The following is a 21,547-nucleotide window of genomic DNA, read 5'->3' as shown; positions in this document are numbered from 1 at the left end:
CCTCAAAACTAAAATGGTACTAACATAACAACACAGTTCAGAGCAGCCAATAGCTGAAATTCGGTAGTTGCGACAATGTTTTACTAAAAAATGAGCTTTAACTGAACCATAGTGATAGAGTTCCCGAAATCGCTCAGAAAGTAACTTTCCGACTCACTAAACTATATGAAGTTAAGTAAATATTGAGAATGATAATTGATGTGTAGAAACACTAAAACCAATGCCCCATTCCCTACTCCGTATATTTCCATGAAGTAATTGTTGATCACAGCAAAAAATAGATCACAATCAAATTACCAGTCTTAATCACAAATGAGATTTACAGAACTATCAGTATTATTTGTGGTGTGGTGGGGTAGCGATCGCTCATCAATAGAAAGTCCAACCTATCACGGGAGGAACATATGAACGCTAACCAAATTTTGAATTCATATACAGCAGGAGAAAGAAAATTTGACCAAGTAAATCTGCATCAAGTCAATCTTTACGCCACCGATTTAAGTGGTGTAGACTTTACCGAATCAGATTTAAGTGGAGCAAATCTGAGCTACGCCAATTTAAACGGCTGTAATTTTAGTAGAGCTAACTTGACTGATGCTGACTTGAGTGGAGCTAGTTTAATTGGTGCAAACTTGAGTGAAGTTAACCTTATTGGTGCAGATTTAACTAGAGCTAACCTCAAAAATAGTAACCTCACTCATGCTGATTTGCGCGGTGCTAATATCACACGAGCTAATTTATCCGGCGCAAATCTCTATGAAGCGGAAATGAGTGGGGCTAATTTTACAGGTGCGAATTTCCACGCAGCTAATTTACAGGGAACCAATGTCATTGAGGCTGAACTCAATGGTGCAGATATCACTCAAGCCATCATTACAGAAAGAGAAATCAACGGTACTGTCATGCGTATCGGCTTATCTCACAGATGGATAACTTGGGCTGGATATCATTGATGTTCACTAAATTGCAATCAAAATCGTAGAGACGTTACTAAAGCGTCTCTACTGGCGCGGAAAGTGGGAATAGGTGTAAGAGACTTCCAACTAAAAAATATACAATCGCTGTGGTGAGCAGGGGGCAGAGGAAAAAATCAGAATATTCTCTCTCAGAAATTGGATAATTTATTTTCTGGAAGTCCCTAAAAAAATAGGGATATGAAGTTTCAGCGCAACTGAGTATGACTCCACCAATTTTACCTTCTACCTTTTGCCTTTTTACTTTCTGTCCTAGTACACCAAGGGAGTTACACCACGCATCTGACGCAAGGAATTGATACAAGCAGGACAATCACAACCAAATAGATTAATTGCTATGTCACTTTCTTGATCATTGAACTCTAACATGGGCGCGTCTTCAGCAGAAAATTCCACTTCTGGCTGATAACTGGGAACTTGAGCTAAAACCGAAGCTCGCGCACACACTAAACCTACTTTATGCTTATTTCTAATACAAGTCAGTTTATCTGTAGTTTTAACTTCTGGCTCAATAGCTTGTGCTTGATTGACCATAACTGTCATAGATAAAACAGATGCAATCAGGATAGGGCTAGAAAGTAAGCTAAGTATAAATCTGTTCATAGGGTTTCCTTGGAAAACAATCCTGATAGTCCAGAATACTTCGATTAAATCTTACAGAGGAAGTAAATGTCTATCAGGACATAGTAACAAAGGAGTATGGGGATTGGGTACTGGGGATTGAATTTTGAATTGATTTTACCCCTACACCTCTACACCCTCACACCCCTAAACCCCTAATTAACGAAAATTGGCATTGTGCCGAATTAAATTCATGAATTCTTCGCGTGTTCTGGCATCTTCTGCAAAAACGCCACGCATCGCACTGGTAACAGTCCAAGAGCCTGGTTTTTGGACACCACGCATTACCATACACATATGAGTGGCTTCGATGACTACTGCTACCCCTTGCGGCTTGAGTAAATCTTGCAAAGCATCAGCAATCTGCACGGTGAGACGTTCTTGCACTTGTAACCGTCGTGCATACATTTCACAAATTCGGGCTATTTTGGATAATCCTACAACTTTACCGTTGGGAATATAGGCAACATGGGCGCGACCAATGATCGGTAAAATATGATGTTCACAGGAACTAAAGATATCGATATCCCGAACTAACACCATTTCATTAGCGTCTTCTGTAAAGACTGCCCCATTTAACAGTTCTTCTAAAGATTCGTGGTATCCCTTTGTGAGAAACTGTAAAGCTTTCATCACCCGCTTGGGTGTGTCTTTTAAACCTTCACGATCTGGATCTTCTCCTAATCCAATCAACAAAGTTCGCACAGCCTGCATCATTTCTGCTTCTGTGACGGTTCGCTGTTCTTTGGACGCTAAAGACAACAATACCTGATCGGCAGAGGTGAGATCGGGACTAATCGATAAAGTCATGTGTGAGTTTTATGGGAATGTTTAATAGTGCGGTAAGCAGTTCAAACACTGCTTTCTGGGAAACTGTAACATATCTTAACACTTATTGAGTAGTGCAGATGATTCACGAGTCTTTTTGTTCAGTTACTGTATTTCTAGATCACGACCGATGAAGTCTGGAAATAGACGAGTGGATAAAGGCTATCTTGATCAAATCACCTTAGCCTCATCATATCAATGCACTAAAAGTTTTAGTGATAATTTTGGAACGCCAAAACTTTTGAGAAAACGATGGCTTACATAGATAAACTATTATAGCCTCTCTTACCCTAGTGAAATACAAGCCACAATAACTAAATGCTTGATTGGATATGAGGCACTGCGATTGTGTGTTAGTGGCATTAGTGACGTTAGTGACCCTATACGCATCACTGTAAGAGAAAAAGAAAGCGTTAAGAAGTAATGCTTGTATATTGCGGCTAAAGCTTGAATAAATTTAGCAAATTACGGGTTAAAAGATAATATAAATTTAATCTGTCGCCATATCATAAATGTTTCTTTTTTACTCTTTTGAGTTGTCTAAATTTATTTAGAGTATTTTTATCTGACCGTATAATAAACAGAGACTTTTTTTGGCATTCTTGATGATTTGTCCAGAAAGCTTGATACATCAAAATCAGACAAATCACAAAATGAATTTTATACATTGAGAGTAAAATAATACTTAGATATTGATTAAATACTCAACTGAAAACTAGCTTTATATAAACTTCTAGGCTCAAGAAAGAATTTGTGAGCGATAAATTTTGTATAAATATATACTATAAATTCCAGTATTTATTACATTGCAACAAAGTGGAAATATACTATTTAAACCTCTTGAAATCTATAATCATAGTTATTAGCTGACCTGGATAAATATTATTAGTTATTTGTAAGTATCTAAGTATAAAAATTAATTACATACAGATTTTCTTAATGATTATTGTACTTAGAGTAAATCAATATTTTTAGCATGAATGAACCATTAACTTGATAAGCAATTCATAAAAAAGAACGTATAACTACAGTTATTATTTCAAGTTCATTAAAGTTACAAAAATATAGCAAACGCTCATTTAAGAAATAAACACGATGACGACAATATCTAATTTACAAAACGGTATTTTCACAGTTGATACAACAGGTAAAGTAAGTGTTGATTTTCTATATGATGGGGGCTTAAATAAGGGAGAACTAGCGATTTTCAGTCTACAAGGGATGGAAGGACTGGAAGTTGGCTCAACAGCATTTATTCTAGAAGCTGCTAAACGCGCTCTGAGCAATTCTGCTCAAGGTTATGTAGTGGTGCGAGATGAGAGCGATCGCGCTCGGTTTAGCGACCTCAAAAATGAATTGTTCTGGGAAAAAGATTTTAACAGTGGTGTTTACCGGGGGCCGCAACAGTTTGAGATGGCAGCCGGAAGCCGCTTCGCTATGATGTTAATTAGCGATAGCACAGTAGCTAAAATCACTCAAAGTACATCCATTAGTACAGACAAAGTTCTATTTTCCTTCGGTTCAGTAGATAAAACCACAGGAAAAGTCGCACCCCAAATCGCAGATATCACTGGTCAAGGGAATACATTTGGTTGGGAAGATATTAACACCCTAAAATCAACTGACCGCGACTTCAACGACATGGTGGTTCAGGTATCTGGTGCCACAGCAAACGCACCAGCCCTCCAAGATTCTGTTTACGCCAGTCGTAATTGGTTAAATACCCAATTAGGGCAAGAATTATCGCAATATGCTAACCGTCCCCGATTTGAATCAGGTACTTTTATTGTCGATGGTACTGGTCAAGTTCAAGTTGACTATCTTTATGATGGCGGCTGGTATCAGGGACAATTAGCCGTCTTTAGCCTCAAAGGGATGGAAAACTATGAACCAGGCTCACTAGAGTTTATTCGAGAAGCGGCTGCTCGTGCTTTAAGTAACTCAACCCAGGGTCGCATTTTAATTAGCGATCGCACAGAAGGAGCGCGTTTTAACGGTACTACTACCTGGGAGCCTAACTTTAACGCTGGCGATTACCAAGGAATTAAGTCCTTTCAGATGAACTCTGGGGATGAGGTGGCATTCATGTTAGTACAAAATACTACCTTTGATGAGATTTATCGCCAACCATACGCTACATCTCAAGCAGGCAAACAAGTCATTTTCTCTACTGAGAAAAATCAGATAGTTGCAGTAGATAAAAATGGAACTTTAGCATTTGAAGATATCAGCATTAAGTCCAGTTCTGCCGATAAAGATTACAATGACCTAGTTTTCCAAGTCAAAGGTTTAAGAGGTAATAATATCGGCAGCATAGACGCAGAAATTAATCCTAACCGGGATTGGCGAATCACCTCCACAGGACAAGACTTGCTCAAATATGCCGACCGTTCTGTATATAGTGAAGGCGTATTTAAAGTTGGTGAAACCGGAAAAGTAACGTTTGACTTTCTCTATGACGGAGGTTGGTATCAAGGAGAATTCGCTGTCTTTAGTTTAGCAGGGATGGAGAATTATCAACCAGGCTCGGAAGGTTTTATTAAAGAAGCGACGAATCGCGCTCTTAGCAATTCTAAATTAGGTTATGTCTTGGCTAAAGACCTCACAGAAGGGGCGCGGTTTACCGAAAAAATGCCTTGGGAACCTAATTTCAATTCTGGAAACTATCTAGGGGTAAAAACCTTTGAGATGAATCCAGGCGATAAATTTGCCTTAATGTTTGTACCCAATACTAGTGTTGAGGAAATTAACAAAACTAAAGGGATTAGTAAAGCCAGCCAGATGTGGCAATATGGCAAGCTACCTCTGTTTTCTATTCCCGAAGCTAATCCTAATGTGGCAGTTGGGCAGATTGTAGATGTAGATGGGAATGGAACCTTTGCTTTTGAAGATATTCCCACAGGTTATTCCGGCTCTGATCGCGATTACAACGATTTTGTTTTCCAAATCAAAGGAGCTTCAGGAGTTGCTCAGTCAATAGATAACTTCAGTAATTCTGAGCGCAATTGGCGTACTACAGAAGTAGGACAAAAACTACTCGAATATGCAAATCGGTCAGTTTTTGATGAAGGCGTGTTTGTTACTGATAAAACTGGCCAAGTCAAAATCGATTACCTTTACGATGGTGGTGAATATCTCAAAGGCGAAGTGGGTATCTTTAGCCTCAAGGGGATGGATATATATGAAGCTGGCTCAGATGCGTTTATTCGAGAAGCAGTCCGACGCGCCACCAGCAATTCCACAGATGGCTACATTATCATCAAAGATGCTGAAGAAGGTGCGCTTTACAGTGATCAGAGTAACGTTCTCTATTGGGAACCCAATTTTAATGGTGGGGCGTACCAAGGAGAGAAAAGCTATCAGATGAAAGCGGAAGATATATTTGGTTTCGTTCTCACCTCTAATGGAAATCTTGAAGATGCTTTAACCGGACAAAGTTTCACAAATAGCAACAGGCCTTTGTTTTCTATGTCTGCTGCTAACTTCAACCGTAATGTTCAAGTTGCAGAAGTCCTGAAAGGATCACAAGGAGTGATGATCGGGTTTGAAGATGTGACACTGCATACTACTTCTGATCGCGACTATAACGACTTTGTGATTACCGTTGAAGGTGTTCAGAGTATCGGCGTTACCGGTATCAAAGATGTCATGGTTCATTATCACAATTGGGTGGATACATCGATAGGAAATGATCTGACCAAATACTTCAATACTGGTATTATGTCAACGCAAATGACACCTTCTTTGAACACTGTTGTTTAACTCCAGTTTGATAGACACCAAACAGGCAGATAGTTAAACTTGATTCTTTCTGCCCTTCGTTTCGCCGAAGGGCAGATAAAAAAAATGTCTGACTAGGCAGACATTTGTGAGGTTTTCTGTCACTCTAATGGGCTACAATCATGCGTTAATCATGATGTTTTTATTTTTGACAAAAAACAGAGAGAAAACAAGCTGTTTCATTGATTTAAATAGACATAAATTGTAGAATTATATCTTGATTATTTCATCATTTTCTTATTTTTAAGAGTATGGATTTTAATTAAAAAATCTGTTAATTCTCAAAAATAGAGTTGTTATGTAGCTAATAATTTAATAATCACTAATCATAATATTTTCAATGATAATTGAACAGATTTATTCTAGACATAAACTACATACTTAAGTCTGATATGACGTGAAATTTACCATGTTTTTTCAATTATAAAAGTAGAGGTGGTCAGGTTAACAACCCCAGAAATTCCCAGTTCTGGGGTTTTACTTATGAAAAAAAAAGGGCGCAAAATTTTGCACCCTCAGAGATGGTAGAAACTAAGTTCCCACCTTTGTCATCTGGGAACACTGTTAACCGACATCATCATGGGCGAAACGGTTGAAGAGGAAATCTAAGGCGTAGTTACGCAGCTTATAATATTGTGGGTCTTCCATGATGCGGGCGCGATCGCGAGGACGAGGAAAAGGAATTTCCATGACTTCACCAATCTTGGCGTGTGGGCCATTGGTCATCATCACTAATTTATCTGCCAAGAACAACGCCTCATCAATGTCGTGGGTAATCATCAACACCGTACAGCGATTGTCATTCCAAATTTTCAGCAGTTCTTCCTGTAATTCCTCTTTGGTGATTGCGTCTAGTGCGCCGAACGGTTCGTCTAAAATTAATACCTTGGGACGAATAGCCAAAGCACGCGCAATGGATACCCGTTGTCTCATACCGCCGGACATTTGGGTGGGTTTCTTTTCCATTGCATCACCTAATCCCACCATTGCTAGGTGTTCCCGCACAATCGCCCGTTTTTCGGCTTCCATTTTGTTGGGATAAACAGCGTTAACGGCTAGGTAGATGTTTTCAAAAGCTGTACGCCAAGGTAATAAAGCATAGTTTTGAAAGACCACCATTCTGTCGGGGCCGGGTTTGGTGATGGGTTGACCTTCTAGTAAAACTTGCCCGGTGGTGGGGGTGTTAAAACCCGACACCATGTTTAATAGGGTGGATTTACCACAACCAGAGTGACCGATGACGCAAATAAATTCACCCTGTTCGACGTTGAGGTTGACACCATCGAGAACTGTGAAGGGGCCTTTTTTGGTGGGGTAGACTTTGGTAACGTCTTTGATTTCTAAGAATGGTCTGGAGTTGGCGAAGGAGGATGCGCCTTGTCTGTCTCTGAGGGTGGTGCTACGGTTTTGCATGGTGGTGATGGGGGTGAAATTTGAACGCAGAGGTTAGGGATGTAAGCGCGGAGGTACGCGAAGAATGAGGAAGGGAGTTGGGCGCGAGTTTTTGATTGCTGGTGGATGAGGTTTTAATACTCATTCATGAGGTTCTGAGGTTCATTCATGAAGTTCCGATACTCATTGATGACGTTTTGAGGTTCATGAATGGAGTAAAAAGGCTCATGAATGGAGTTCCGATACTCATTGATGACGTTTTGAGGTTCATGAATGAAGTAAAAAGGCTCATGAATGGAGTTCCGATACTCATTGATGAAGTTCTGAGCTTCATTAATGGAGTTCAAAGGCTCATCGGTGCAGTGAAAATACTCGCGCATAGTGTTGATCTCCCCTCACTTGACTTAGGCTACTTTTCTGGTGGGTGAGTCTAGAATGACTTCGGCAACGGAAATATCGCGTTTAATTTCTAAACCGTTGAGATAGGCGATAGGATCGTCAGCGTTAAAGGGTGTACCATCAAATAATTGAATGGGTTGGCGAGTGTAGCTAATATCTAAACCTAATTCTCTGGCGGCGGTACTAAATACGCGCACACGGCAGACCCTCTCTACTACTTCTACCCAGTTTCTGGGGAAAGGCGTGTCACCCCACCTTGCTAATTGCGTCATAATCCACATTTGTTCGGTGCGGCTGGGACGGTTAATCGCGGAATCAGCATAGAACTGGTGGTGAGCATACTGCCGCATGGGATGATCTAAGCTACAGCTGTTTGTATCGGGGTCTTCTAGTTGGATGTAGTCAACATCGGTGCTGACGTAATCTCTACCAGCTAAAATTAGCCTGATTTCTTCGGCATTTTCGGGTTTAGAACAATATTGACAGGCTTCGAGTAAGGCTTTGGTGAGGGCAATATAGGTGTTAGGATATCTCTCTGCCCAATCTTCCCGCACGCCGAGAACTTTACCGGGGTGTCCTAACCAAACTTCTAAGTCGGTGGCGATGGTAAAGCCTATATTTTCCATAGCCGCGCGGTAGTTCCAAGGTTCACCGACACAGTAACCGTCAATGGTGGCGGCTTGTAAGTCAGCTACCATCTGGGCGGGAGGGATGGTTTTCATATCCACATCTAAATCGGGGTCAATTCCGCCAGCCGCTAACCAGTAACGCAGCAACAGGTTGTGCATAGATGCGGGATGCACTACTCCCATGATGTGGCGTTGTTCACGGGTACGCAACAGGTAGTTTTTGAAGTCAGATAAGGTACGCACACCTTGGTCATAGAAGCGTTTAGCTAAGGTGATGGCGTTACCGTTGCGAGTCATGGTGAGGGAGGTAACAACGGGGAGGGGTTTATTATTATGTCCTCCTAATGTTAGCCACATGGGCATCCCGGAAGGCATTTGTGCTGCGTCGATATAGCCGCCAGCCATCCCATCGACGATACCACGCCAGCTAGTTTCCCGCACGAGGTTGACTTCATCTAAACCGTGCTTGGTGAAGAACCCTTTTTCTTTAGCGACAGCGAGAGGGGCGCAGGCGGTGAGGGGTAGAAAGCCAATTTCTAAGTTAACTTTTTCTAAGCCGTGGCGAGACACATCTGCGGTTTTACGGGCGCGGATTTTCTTCACCCGTTTTTGTTGGTTGAGGAAGTAAATCATTTCACTCCGCAAGCTGTAGTAGCTGGGGTGTTCTACTACTTCCATGCGTTTGCGGGGACGGGGGATATCGACTTCTAATATGTCACCAATTTTAGATTCTGGCCCATTGGTGAGCATGACAATTCTGTCAGATAACAACACAGCTTCGTCTACGTCGTGAGTAACCATGACGGCGGTAACTTCATTTTCTTCGCAGATTTGCATTAGCTGTTCTTGTAAGTTACCGCGTGTCAGGGCATCAAGTGCGCCGAAGGGTTCATCTAATAGTAGTAGTTTAGGACGAATTGCTAAAGCGCGAGCGATCGCCACCCGTTGTTTTTGTCCACCTGACAGCATCCCTGGCTGTTTATCCGCGTGAGGACGCAAACCCACCATATCAATATGTTTTTCCACAACAGCCTTACGTTCAGCTGCGGGCATCCCTTTCATTACCGAGTCAACAGCCAAGGCAATATTTTCTCTAACTGTCCGCCAAGGTAATAGGGAATAATTCTGGAAAACCACCATCCGGTCTGGCCCTGGTCTGGTGATTCTTTGTCCTTCGAGAGTTACCACACCTTCACTTGGTAAATCCAAACCAGCAATCATATTTAATAGTGTGGATTTACCGCAACCGGAGTGACCAATCAAAGAAACAAATTCACCTTTTTTAATTTGCAGGTCAATTCCTTTGAGGGCAATATACTGGCCACCACCAGTTAGATTAAATACTTTATCAATTTGGTCAACAGCAACAAATACAGACATAATCTTCCGGTATTAGGTATTGGTTATTGGGTATCGGCGATTAGGGATGAGGGATGAGGGATTAGGGATTAGGGATTTTTTACCAAGTCCCCAGTCCCCATTACCCAGTCCCTATTTTTGTTCTGCTGGTAAAATCAGGTTCTGCACCCAAGCCATGAGTTTATCGAGGATCAGGCCGACAACACCGATGTAAACTAGTGCCAAAATTACTTCGCTGACGTTGTTATTTTGGTAAGCATCCCAGATGAAGAAACCAATACCGACGATACCGGACATGACAATCTCAGCCGCAATAATCGCTAACCAAGCCAAACCAATCGCAATTCTCAAGCCGGTGAAAATGTAGGGTAAGGCGGCGGGAATTAAGATGTTGGTAAAGTATTCTTTACGGCTAAGTTGCAATACTTTAGCGACGTTGTTGTAGTCTTGGGGAATTTGGGTAACGCCAACGGCGGTGTTAATTAAGATAGGCCAAATGGCGGTGATAAAAATTACGAATAGTGCGGCGGGTTCGTTTTGACGTAAAGCCGCCAAGGAAATGGGAACCCAAGCTAGGGGAGGTACAGTCCGTAGTAACTGGAAGATGGGGTCTAAAGCTTTGGACATGGTTTGGTTAATACCAATCAAAATCCCCAAGCCAATACCAACTACGGCAGCTAAGGTGTAGCTAATGGCAACCCGTTGTAGACTAGCAAAGATTTGCCAAAATAAACCCTTATCAATGCCGCCTTTATCATAAAAAGGATACAAAATTAAGATCCAGGTGTCATTAATGACTTGAACTGGCCCTGGTAAGGTTGCACCGGGAGTCCAAGAGAATAACTGCCAGACTGCCAAGAAAACAGTAATGGCGATCGCAGGTGGGACAATATTGGGAAATTGCTTTTGTAGTTGGGATAAGAATCCACTATCCAACTTAGGGTTACTAGGTCTTCTCTGTGCTACGGTCATGATTTTATGTTCCTCAGATGACGCAATCAATTCAAAATTCAAAATTCAAAAGGCAAAAACTTTTAAATTTTTCTTTCCCAGTCACTAATAACTAATGACTAATGACTAAACACTCACTTTCTTGATAGCCAAACTCTTGAGATAGGCTTCTGGATTTTCAGGGTCGAACTTAGCACCATCAAAAAATTCTTCTACACCACGGGATGTGCTGGTGGGGATATCAGCAGACGCAATTCCTGCTTCTTTCGCTGCTTCTTTCCAAATATCTTCCCGATTGACTTTCTTGATTAATTCTTTAGCTTTAGCCGCACCGTTGGTAATGTAATCTTTGGGCAAGAATCCCCAACGCACGTTTTCAGTGATGAACCACAAATCATGGCTTTGGTAAGGATAGGAAACGTTACCTTTTTCATCTTTCCAGTAGTAAGCTGCCATTGATTTATCATCAATCTTGCGACCATCACCCATGTCATACTTACCTTGGAATGGGTCAGCCAGAATTTCTGGTGAATTCAAGTTGAAGTAATTTCTACCGGATAGAATTTCGGCTGCTTCTTTGCGGTTATCAAAGTTATCTAACCACTGTTGGGCTTCCATAATCCCTTTGAGGATGGCTTTGGTGGCTTTGGGATGTTGGTCAACCCAATCAGCGCGCATAGCTAAATATTCTTCGGGGTGGTTCTTCCAAATTTCCGCCGTTAACGCAGCCATGTAACCGATTTTGTCAGTAACAATGCGGTAAGGCCAGGGGTCGCCGGTGCTAAAAGCATCCATTGTCCCGGTTTTCATGTTAGCGACGGTTTGCGCTGCGGGAACAGTCAGCAGTTTTACGTCGGCATCAGGGTCAAGACCACCTGCTGCTAACCAATAGCGAATCCACAAATCTTGGTTAACATGGGGAAAGGTGAAAGCTGCGGTGAAGGGAGTGGGGGAAGATTTGAGTTTAGAGAATACAGATTTTGCACCTGCTAATTTTAAGCTGATACCGCTACCTTGGTGTTTGTTGGCGATCGCAATCCCATTACCATGTGTAATTAACTGACACAACACATACATGGGGATTTTTTGATTGCCCTTGGTAATTAAACCTTCTGTGATTAAATGGGGCATGGGCATTTGCCATTGACCACCATCAATTCCACCACCGGCTGAACCAATTTCAACGTTATCTCTGGCTGCACCCCAAGAAGCTTGTTTCGCTAACTCCACACCTGTCATGCCATACTTCGCAAAAAAGCCTTTTTCTTTGGCAATAATTAAAGGTGCAGATTCTACAATCGGAATATATCCTAACTTGACTGTAGTTACTTCTGGAGCTTGTTCTGGGCTAATATTTGCTACTGTTTGAGCAGTTGGCGCAGATTGGGTATTTCCTCCAGTGGTGGTTTCTGGGGGATTTCCCAGACAACCCTTCAATAATACAGCACCCGCCGAAGCCCCTGCTGTGACAATAAATTTACGCCGAGAAATTTGATTGAGAAAATCTGACATCACAACTCCTGAATGGGGTAATTAAACTTGTTTATGTACAACAATTTATGCAAGTAACAGTAGATGTTTCTTGCAGCCGTTATGAAAGGTTTGACTATACTCAATTAGTCGAGCCTAACTACTTCTTTACGGAGATAATAATGATGACTAAATCTGGTGTGCCAATGTCTGCATTTTTGGGTTTGTTTCATCCCTTCGTTTATTCATTGAAATCAGTTTACAGGTATTTATCTGAAAGTGGTTGACTTAATGAAGCCAATTCTTAAATAAATATTAGATTAGACATATAAGTAAAAATTTATCGCCGCAAACCAAAGCCCCAAGAGGGTTTCAATGTATAGGATGATCCTTATGATAACTATTTAATTTATACGATAGATGTCGATATAAGTTAAAAAATAATGTGTATAGTGTTAATTTGAACTATTGAATCTATAAGTTTTTAAAATGCACTATTGGATTGTTATAGTTAAATGATGATTTTGGTTTTTTAAAGTTCACTCAGAGGAGCTTTTTTAACTAATCCCTCGGTAATTTCAAATTAAACCTATTCATTTAAGTTTATATATAAGGTTTTTATACTCAGTCTGCAAGTTTTAATTATCAAAGTTCACGCGAAAGATGTTACCAGATGTACTATTGAGAGAAGAATCAATCATGCTTGGCTCATAATGACCTTAGCTAAAACTCCCAATACCAAAAACACTCTCAATCCCTTTCTCACCCTCAATTACGAACCGGCTTTAGCATCCTTGGGTGATGATTATTATGATGAGGTAGTCGCAGCAGAATTTCCTCAACATACGTTACGCTGGCGTAATGATGACCTATTACCCACATTGGGACTCAACCCCCAAGATGTTGAGGATGAAGACTTTATTACAGCATTTAGTCTATTTCAAGGACGTAAACCATTTTTAGCACTACGTTATCATGGCTATCAATTTGGGGAATATAACCCCCAATTAGGTGACGGACGGGGTTTTTTATACGGTCAAGTCCGTGGTATCGATGGTCAACTCTATGATTTCGGGACTAAAGGTTCTGGGAGAACACCTTATTCTCGTGGTGGTGACGGGATGTTAACTCTCAAAGGTGGAGTTAGGGAAGTTCTAGCCGCAGAAGCACTACATCAGCTAGGAGTACGGACATCACGCTGTCTGAGTATGATTGAAACTGGCTTATCTCTGTGGCGTGGTGACGAACCTTCTCCTACCCGTTCATCGGTGATGGTGAGAATGAATAGTTCACATATTCGCTTCGGGACTTTTGAGCGTTTGTATTATATACAGCGTCCCGATTTGATTCAAAAGTTATTAGATCATGTGATTGAGCATTACTACTCTCACTTAGTGGATGAACCAGATAAATATGCTTTGTTTTATGGTGAATTAGTCAGGCGTGTTGCAGAACTAGTTGCACAGTGGATGGCAGCCGGTTTTTGTCATGGAGTCCTCAATACTGACAATATGTCCATTACTGGGGAAAGTTTTGACTACGGCCCTTATGCGTTTATTCCTACTTATGACCCTTATTTTACGGCTGCATATTTTGACTATTACAAACGCTATTGCTATAGTCATCAACCAGGGATTTGCCAGTTGAATCTGGAATTACTGCAACAACCATTAAGGTCAGTGGTTAATAAAACTGATTTAGAAGCTGGACTAGCAAAATTTAGTGATGATTATTTTGCTGCTTATCGGTCTTTGATGCTAAAAAAATTAGGTTTTGAGCAGTTGGCTATACCTGAAGCTGATGAACTTTTACGTTTGACAATGCAATTTTTGCAAGATAGTCAAGTCGGATATCATCACTTTTTCGCAGAAATGGCGCGGACTTTTTCTCCTAATTGGAGAGATGAGCCAGGCTTGATCCTCAATTTATCTGATGTTCTTCCTACAGCAGATAAGTCAGCTATCTTCGATAATTGGTGTTTCATTTATCATCAAATTTTGAATAATTTTCATCCTGATGACATGGAAAAAATTGCCAAAACTCTGAATTATTACAATCCCAAAACTGCATTATTAAGGCCTGTGATTGAGTCGATTTGGGAACCGATTGTGCAGGAAGATAATTGGCAACCTTTTGATAATTTACTACAAACAATCAAGGAACGAGGTTAAGATCATTTGAGATTGTGGAACGCTTGACTGGCAAGCCTTGCAAAAATCCCTTTGTCGCCATGATTTGTCAAATTATCAGAGAAATTTAACTTAGGTGGTAAGATGCGATCGCCTGCCTTGTGCGATCGCGTTTTTTATTCTGTATTTTTCGCAGCCATATCATCAAGTTAATAACTGCATTCATTTTCCAGGGTTCTAGCAGGAGATAACACAGATAAAATGAGATATTGACCCTACATTTAGATGAATTTTTCTATTGATTTATAGCAATTTATAAATATTTAAACAGAGAAAAATCCAAATCGTTGGAAAGATTAAAAAAGAAATATAAAATTAATGGCTTAAATTAAGAAGTTGTGCATAAATTGTTTTACTGAGACAATTGTGCGTGATTGCACTATTGCTCTGGTGAAATTTCCATTCCTGACCAAGAAAAAACTAGCTAGACAATTGTTTCAGGTGCTGGGGGGTTAATCAATGTACAGACAGCACAAGCATCACCGATGTAGGTCTGTGAAATTTGGGAGCAACCAGCATTTGCTACCTTTTTTGGTAGGTGTGGTGATCATTTTTCTGGTGACTATTCTTTGGCAGAGATTAATTATTACAGAACAAAATAATGTGGGAAACCTGATTCAACAGCAGGCGATCGCCACCAAAACAGAATTAGTCACCCAGTTGAATTATCGCATACTTGCCTTAGAGCGCATGGGTAGGCACTGGCAACTGCACAATGGGATTCCGCAAAAACAGTGGGAAGCAGAAGCCACAGAATACATTCAAGACTATAGTGGCTACCAAGCAATTGCCAGGCTAGATGCGTCAAAGCGGGTGCGTTGGACTGTGCCATTAGCTCACAAGGCAGCATTATTAGATTTAGATATTGAGCCACAAAAAATTCACCAAAGATACCCAGCCTTAGAAGACGCAATCAGAAATCGTCAAACGACATTAACAAATACGACAAATTCATCAACAGGCCAGAAAATCCTTTTAGTCTACGTACCCTTATATGGCGAAAGTCAATTTCAGGGATTGCTCTTAGGAGTTTTACACATTCAATCTCTGTTTGACTCCGTTTTACACTTACCAGAAGGCTATAAAATCAGTTTATGGCAAGGAAAAGATTTAATTTATAGCCAAGAGAAGTTAACAACCACAGCATCATCTTGGCAGCAGCAAGTATATATTGACTTTTATGGAGCTAACTGGCAACTACAAATTTACCCTACAACAGAACTATTAGCTCATTTACATTCACCCCTACCTAATTTTGTCTTACTATCTGGCATATTTGCAGCAGTCGGATTAACATTACTAACTTATTTTGTCCAAGTTACTCACATTAGTAACGGCAAAATAGCCGCCATCAATGCAGAATTAGCGCGAAAAATTGTCGAACAAGAACAAACGGAAATTGCTTTGCGCGCTAGTAAAACCCGATTACGGCAGTTACTAGAAACAGTCAAAGTCATTCCTTGGGAATTAGATTTAAAAACTTGGCGTTTTACCTATGTAGGGCCACAAGCCCAAGCCCTATTAGAATACCCCGTCAACCAATGGTATGAAGAGAATTTTTGGATTAATCATGTACATCCCCATGACAGGGAGGAAACCCAGAATAGTATTCTAGCGGCAGTGGCTAGGGGCGAAAACCATGAGATGGAATATCGAATGATTGCAGCTGATGGCCGGGTTGTATGGTTGCGAGACATTGTGAGTGTAGTACAAACCGATGGTCATCCTGTGCTGTTACGGGGATTTATGTTTGATATTACCGACTCAAAACTGGTGGAAGAAACCTTGCGATTGCGGGAGAGAGCATTAGCTGCTACTAGTAATGGTATTGTTATTGTCGATGCTAGATTAGCGGATCACCCCATCATTTATGTTAACTCTGGTTTTGAGCAAATTACCGGCTACAGAGCCACAGATGTCATTGGGCAGAATTGTCGTTTTCTACAAGGTACAGATACCCAACAACCAGCACTCCAAGAAGTACGAACCGCAATAAAGGAGTGTAAGAGTTGTCAAGTGATTTTGCGTAATTATCGTCAAGATGGCACCTTATTTTGGAATGAACTGAGTATTTCGCCTATTTATGACGAAACAGGACAATTAACCCACTTTCTAGGTATTCAAACAGATATTAGCGATCGCCAACAAGCAGAGATGTCCTTGCGTCGGCAAGCCCTCACCTTTGCCAATATTTACGATGGTGTCATTATCACCGATTTAAAAGGGCAAATTCTCGACTGGAATCCAGCCGCCGAGCGCATATTTGGCTACACTAAAACCGAAATTTGTGAACAATCCATCAGTATTTTACATAAACCTGAAACAGATAAGGCTTTGAACACCGCCATTTTAGAAGATATGGCTCAAAATGGTCGGTGGGTAGGTGAAATTAATTTTGTGCGGAAAAATGGCAGTGAAGGTATTTGTGAAACTACCATAGTTCCTTTGCAAAATGAACAAGGAGAAAATGTAGCCACCATTAGTGTTAACCGTGATATTACTGAGCGTAGACAATCAGAGGCTTTATTACTCCAATCAGAAGAACGCTTCCGGGCATTCATGAATCATAGTCCTACCCATGCCTGGATTACAGATTCCCAAGGAAAAATTATCTATTTGAGTGAAAATTACCGTCGGGTGTTGAAATTACCACTCAAAAAATTGATTGGCAAGAACATTTTTGATATTTATGAAGCCCACGTTGCTCAAAATTATCTAGATGCCATTCAAACAATAGCCCGTACCAATCAAGTCATTGAAGCCGTAGAATCTACCTCTTGTCCAGACGGTACAGAACGAAATTTTTTAGTATATAAATTTCCCATCTCTCGCCAAGCTGAAGAATGTTTAGTGGGAGGAATTGTCATTGATATCACTGAACGGAAACGCGCCGAAGAAGCACTGCGTCAAAGTGAAGAACGCTGGCAATTAGTTGTTGAAGGCAATCAAGATGCCATTTGGGATTGGAATATTCTCACCAATGAAACTTTTCGTTCTGCACGCTGGGCAGAGTTAATCGGAGACCCTGACTATCAACCCATCGGTAATAGTGAAGATTGTCGTCACTATATTCACCCTGAAGATTATGAACGGGTGGTGGGTGTTACGCAAGATTATCTCAACCACAAAATTCCCAAATATGTGATTGAGTATCGCCTGCGTTGCAAAGATGGTAACTATAAATGGGTCTTAGTTCATGCTACTGCCCAGTGGGATGAGCAAGGTAATCCCATCCGCATGGTTGGTTCAATCAAAGATATTACTGAACGGGTACAAGCACAAGAAGCACTAGAAAAACAATTAAATCACAAACTGTTACTCGAACAAATCACCCAGAAAATTCGCCAAAGCCTTGATAGTAAGGAAATTTTTGAAACAGCTGCTACCCAAATAGGTCAAGCTTTCGCAGTAGATCGTTGTTTGATTCATGCTTATGTGAGCGATCCCGTCCCCAAGATTCCTCTAGTTGCAGAGTACAACAAAATTTCTGACTCCCACTCTATGCACAAATTAGAGATCCCAATATCAGGGAATCCCCATTGTTTAGAGATGATCTCCCACGATCGCGCGATCGCTTCACATAACGTCTACCAAGACCCCCTTTTATCAAATACGATTTCTATTTGTCAAGAAATTGGCCTAAAATCCATGTTAGCCATTCGTACCTCCTATCAAGGAGAACCTAATGGTGCAATTGGTTTGCATCAGTGTAGCCACTTCCGCGAATGGACAGATGAAGAAATTGGATTATTAAAAGCCGTAGCTGCTCAACTAGGCATTGCCTTGGCTCAGTCTCATCTTTTAGAACAAGAAACCCGCCAACGTCAAGAACTGACAGTCAAAAACTTTGCTCTAGAGCAAGCAAAACGGGCAGCAGAAGCCGCAAATCGTGCCAAAAGTGAGTTTTTAGCAATGATGAGCCATGAAATTCGCACTCCCATGAATGCGATCATCGGCTTGACAGGTATACTGCTAAATACTGAATTGACATTACAACAGAGAGATTTTTTAGAAACTATCTTAACCAGCTCTGAAGCATTGCTCACTATTATTAATGATATTCTCGATTTTTCTAAAATTGAGTCAGGCAAATTAGAACTAGAAGCTAGGCCTGTTGATATCAAAACTTGTATAGAACAAGTGATTGATTTATTAGCTCCCAAAGCAGCCCAAAAAGAGATTGAACTGGCTTATTGGATTCATCCCCAAGTACCATCACAAATCATCGGGGATTTAACTCGTCTGCGACAAATCATCACCAACTTACTCAACAATGCTATTAAATTCACCGAAAAAGGTGAAGTGATTTTATCTGTCAGCACCACTGCCAAAACTCAGAATAGCTGCGAACTACTATTTAGCATCCAAGACACAGGTATTGGCATTCCGCCTGAGAAGATGCAACGCCTATTTCAACCGTTTGTGCAAGCTGATGCTTCCATGACTCGCAAATACGGTGGTACAGGATTGGGTTTAGTCATTAGCCAACGTTTAGGGGAGATGATGGGAGGCCGTCTTTGGGTAGAAAGCCAAGGATGTGTAGGCGGTAATCCTCCTATCAAATGGCAACAAAAGACATCTACATCCACTGCTATTTCCACCTCTGGCTCGACTTTTTACTTTGCTATGACTGCCTCGATCTTGACTGATTCCCCCACCGAGGAATTAATTACTTCCCCCATGATCTTGAGTGGTAAACGCTTATTAATTGTGGATGATAATCCTACAAATCGTTATATTTTGCGTTTACAAACCCAGTCTTGGCAAATGCAAACTTATGTAGTTCCCTCCGGTATGGCAGCTTTAGCTCTCATCGACCGAGGAATTGAGGTCGATATCGCCATTTTAGATATGCAAATGCCAGACATGGATGGCTTAACCTTGGCAAGAGAAATCCGCCGGCGTTCTACTTATCAATACTTACCTTTAGTGATTCTGACTTCCTGGGGTAAACCGGATCATTACCCTGATGTCGGGAATATGAAATACATTGCCTATTTACACAAGCCCATTAAACAATCACAACTCTATGATGTGTTGACTAGTCATTTAGGCAATCAACCGATTCGAGGTAGTGTTTCTCGTGCTTATGTTACTTCTATTAGTCAAAATTTAGCAGAACAATTACCACTGCGAATTCTCTTGGCTGAGGATATGGTCATCAATCAGAAAGTCGCCCTCCTCATGCTCAAAAAAATTGGTTATCGGGCTGATGTGGTGGGTAATGGATTGGAGGTGCTAGAAGCACTACAGCATCAGACTTATGATGTAGTGTTGATGGATGTAAATATGCCAGAAATGGATGGTTTAGAAACTAGCCGGAGAATTCGTCAAACCTGGAACGGCGATACTCATCTTTATATTATTGCGATGACTGCGAACGCTATGCAAGGCGATCGCGAAGCCTGTCTGAGTGCTGGTATGGATGACTATATCAGTAAGCCGATTCAGATTGATGATTTGGCTCAAGCCCTAAGTAAATGTCAACCCCTCAAATTTCATGATCAAGTTACTGTGAAAGTTCTTGATCACCACCTGTATTCTGTCAGGGCTGATGCGTCAACTAAAGATGCTATTGACACTAAAATATTGCAAGAATTACGGCTAATGTTATCAGGTCAGTTAGGGTCTTTTAATGAATTAATTAATTGTTACCTCACAGAAGCTCCAAAACTGATCCAAAATATTAATGTAGCGATTGCAACTAAAGACAACCAAGCTATATGGCATATAGCTCACAAACTTAAATCAAGCAGTGGTTCAGTGGGTGCAGTGTTATTAACACAACTTTGCAAGCAACTAGAAATTCAAGGACGCAGTGACAATTGGGCAGAAATTCCAGAAATTGCTGACAAACTGTGTCAAGAGTATGAACGAGTCAAAATTGCGTTGCAAAGAGAAATTAATCGGGAGAAACCATGAACAATACTGTCCGCCAAGAAAAGTCTTTAATTCTCATTGTTGATGACGAGCCATTTATTCGAGCGCAGTTACGGCTGTCTCTACAATATGAAGGCTATCGGACAGTAGAAGCTCAAGATGGAAGAGAAGCTTTAAGCGTATTCCATCAGTTGCAACCTGATATAGTGCTACTAGATGCAATTATGCCGGACATGGACGGCTTTGAGTGCTGTACCCGTTTACAATTGCTAGATACTACGAGACATACGCCAGTCTTAATGATTACCGGACTAGAAGATAAGGAGTCTGTAGATCGGGCTTTTGAGGTGGGTGCAGTTGATTATGTGACTAAACCTATTCACTGGCCTGTTTTACGCCAACGGGTTAAACGCTTAATTCAACAATCTTATCTCCAACAAAAGTTAGAAGCTGCTAACCGCGAATTACAACGCTTAGTCACAATTGATGAATTGACTCAAATTGCTAATCGTCGCAGGTTTGAAGAATATTGCTTGCAAGAATGGCAATGTATGGCCAGAGAGCAACTTCCCCTGTCCTTGATCCTCTGTGATGTTGATTTTTTCAAGGAATACAATGATACCTACGGTCATCGAGCAGGCGATCACTGCTTGCAAATGGTTGCTAAAGCTATTCAAGAAACAGTTAAACGTCCAGCCGATTTAGTGGCTCGTTACGGTGGTGAAGAGTTCGCGGTGATTCTACCTAGAACTGAATCAGACGGTGCGCTACATTTGGCTGAGTCAATTTGCCAATCAGTAAGGAATTTGATGGTACCACATTCCCGTTCACAGGTCAATATTTGTGTCACGATTAGTGCAGGTGTAGCGACAATTATTCCTCAACCCAACTCTGATTTTCAAGAAATTATCGATGAAGCTGATCGAGCATTATATCAAGCCAAAATCGCCGGACGCGATCGCTGTCAAAAATACGACAAAATCCCCTCTTCTACAGTTGATTTATGGAAAGAATGGTGAGTAAAACCAATTCGCAATTCGCAATTCGCAATTCGCAATTCGCAATAAAGGCAAAA

12 protein-coding genes are annotated in these 21,547 nt (G+C 41.0%); 6 read left to right on the top strand and 6 right to left on the bottom strand.

All coding sequences use genetic code 11. From position 1 onward, the window contains the following. The first annotated feature begins 404 nt into the window (after nt 1-404). Entirely contained in the window at nt 405-953 is a 549-nt protein-coding gene (locus CLI64_RS22375) for a pentapeptide repeat-containing protein (protein WP_103139286.1), read from the top strand. A 273-nt stretch (nt 954-1,226) separates the two neighbouring features. Here the strand turns inward: CLI64_RS22375 and CLI64_RS22370 are convergent, their stop codons facing one another. Together CLI64_RS22370 and folE are read right to left on the bottom strand one after the other, a co-directional pair. Beyond that, nucleotides 1,227-1,577 (bottom strand): hypothetical protein, encoded by a 351-nt coding sequence (locus CLI64_RS22370; RefSeq protein ID WP_103139285.1) that lies wholly within the window; start codon nt 1,575-1,577, stop codon nt 1,227-1,229. Nucleotides 1,578-1,754: 177 nt separating this feature from the next. Next, a complete protein-coding gene (folE, locus tag CLI64_RS22365; RefSeq protein WP_103139284.1) occupies nt 1,755-2,405 on the bottom strand; it encodes a GTP cyclohydrolase I FolE in 651 nt (216 codons plus the stop codon). Nucleotides 2,406-3,518: 1,113 nt separating this feature from the next. Here folE and CLI64_RS22360 point away from each other — a divergent pair. Beyond that, complete coding sequence (locus tag CLI64_RS22360; protein ID WP_103139283.1) at nt 3,519-6,185, top strand: DUF4114 domain-containing protein; 2,667 nt, start codon at nt 3,519-3,521, stop codon at nt 6,183-6,185. A 582-nt stretch (nt 6,186-6,767) separates the two neighbouring features. Here CLI64_RS22360 and CLI64_RS22355 read toward each other — a convergent pair. Further along, on the bottom strand, nt 6,768-7,616 hold the full coding sequence (locus CLI64_RS22355) for a nitrate ABC transporter ATP-binding protein (RefSeq protein WP_103139282.1): 849 nt from the start codon (nt 7,614-7,616) through the stop codon (nt 6,768-6,770). 101 nt (nt 7,617-7,717) lie between these two features. Between CLI64_RS22355 and CLI64_RS22350 the strand changes: the two genes are divergently transcribed. Further along, nucleotides 7,718-8,023: a hypothetical protein gene (locus CLI64_RS22350; protein WP_103139281.1), complete on the top strand. Its 306-nt coding sequence runs from the start codon at nt 7,718-7,720 to the stop codon at nt 8,021-8,023. On the opposite strand, the gene CLI64_RS22345 is transcribed toward CLI64_RS22350, so the two are convergent. The 3 genes from CLI64_RS22345 to CLI64_RS22335 form a co-directional block, all read right to left on the bottom strand. Further along, nucleotides 8,000-10,003: a nitrate ABC transporter ATP-binding protein gene (locus CLI64_RS22345; protein WP_103139280.1), complete on the bottom strand. Its 2,004-nt coding sequence runs from the start codon at nt 10,001-10,003 to the stop codon at nt 8,000-8,002. The two genes, CLI64_RS22350 and CLI64_RS22345, sit on opposite strands and share 24 nt — an antisense overlap. A gap of 111 nt (nt 10,004-10,114) precedes the next feature. Next, nucleotides 10,115-10,954, bottom strand: a complete 840-nt coding sequence (ntrB, locus tag CLI64_RS22340) for a nitrate ABC transporter permease (RefSeq protein ID WP_103139279.1) — start codon at nt 10,952-10,954, stop codon at nt 10,115-10,117. A 105-nt stretch (nt 10,955-11,059) separates the two neighbouring features. After that, entirely contained in the window at nt 11,060-12,445 is a 1,386-nt protein-coding gene (locus CLI64_RS22335; protein ID WP_103139278.1) for a CmpA/NrtA family ABC transporter substrate-binding protein, read from the bottom strand. A gap of 671 nt (nt 12,446-13,116) precedes the next feature. On the opposite strand from CLI64_RS22335, the gene CLI64_RS22330 reads away from it, so the two are divergent. The 3 genes from CLI64_RS22330 (at nt 13,117) to CLI64_RS22320 (ending at nt 21,491) form a co-directional block, all read left to right on the top strand. Further along, the gene (locus tag CLI64_RS22330; RefSeq protein WP_103139277.1) at nt 13,117-14,574 is read left to right on the top strand and encodes a YdiU family protein; all 1,458 of its coding nucleotides are present in this window, start codon (nt 13,117-13,119) and stop codon (nt 14,572-14,574) included. Between the two features lie 477 nt (nt 14,575-15,051). Further along, nucleotides 15,052-20,514 carry a PAS domain S-box protein gene (locus CLI64_RS22325; RefSeq protein ID WP_103139276.1) on the top strand — a complete coding sequence of 1,821 codons (5,463 nt, stop codon included), beginning with the start codon at nt 15,052-15,054 and terminating at the stop codon, nt 20,512-20,514. After that, nucleotides 20,511-21,491, top strand: coding sequence for a PleD family two-component system response regulator (locus CLI64_RS22320; RefSeq protein ID WP_103139275.1), 981 nt, complete (start codon nt 20,511-20,513; stop codon nt 21,489-21,491). Before CLI64_RS22325 ends, CLI64_RS22320 begins: the two co-directional genes overlap by 4 nt. Nucleotides 21,492-21,547: the final 56 nt, after the last annotated feature.

It is taken from the genome of Nostoc sp. CENA543, assembly GCF_002896875.1.
Lineage (GTDB): Bacteria > Cyanobacteriota > Cyanobacteriia > Cyanobacteriales > Nostocaceae > Trichormus.
Note: the sequence above shows the minus strand (reverse complement) of the source record. Positions and strands in the feature narration are given on the sequence as shown.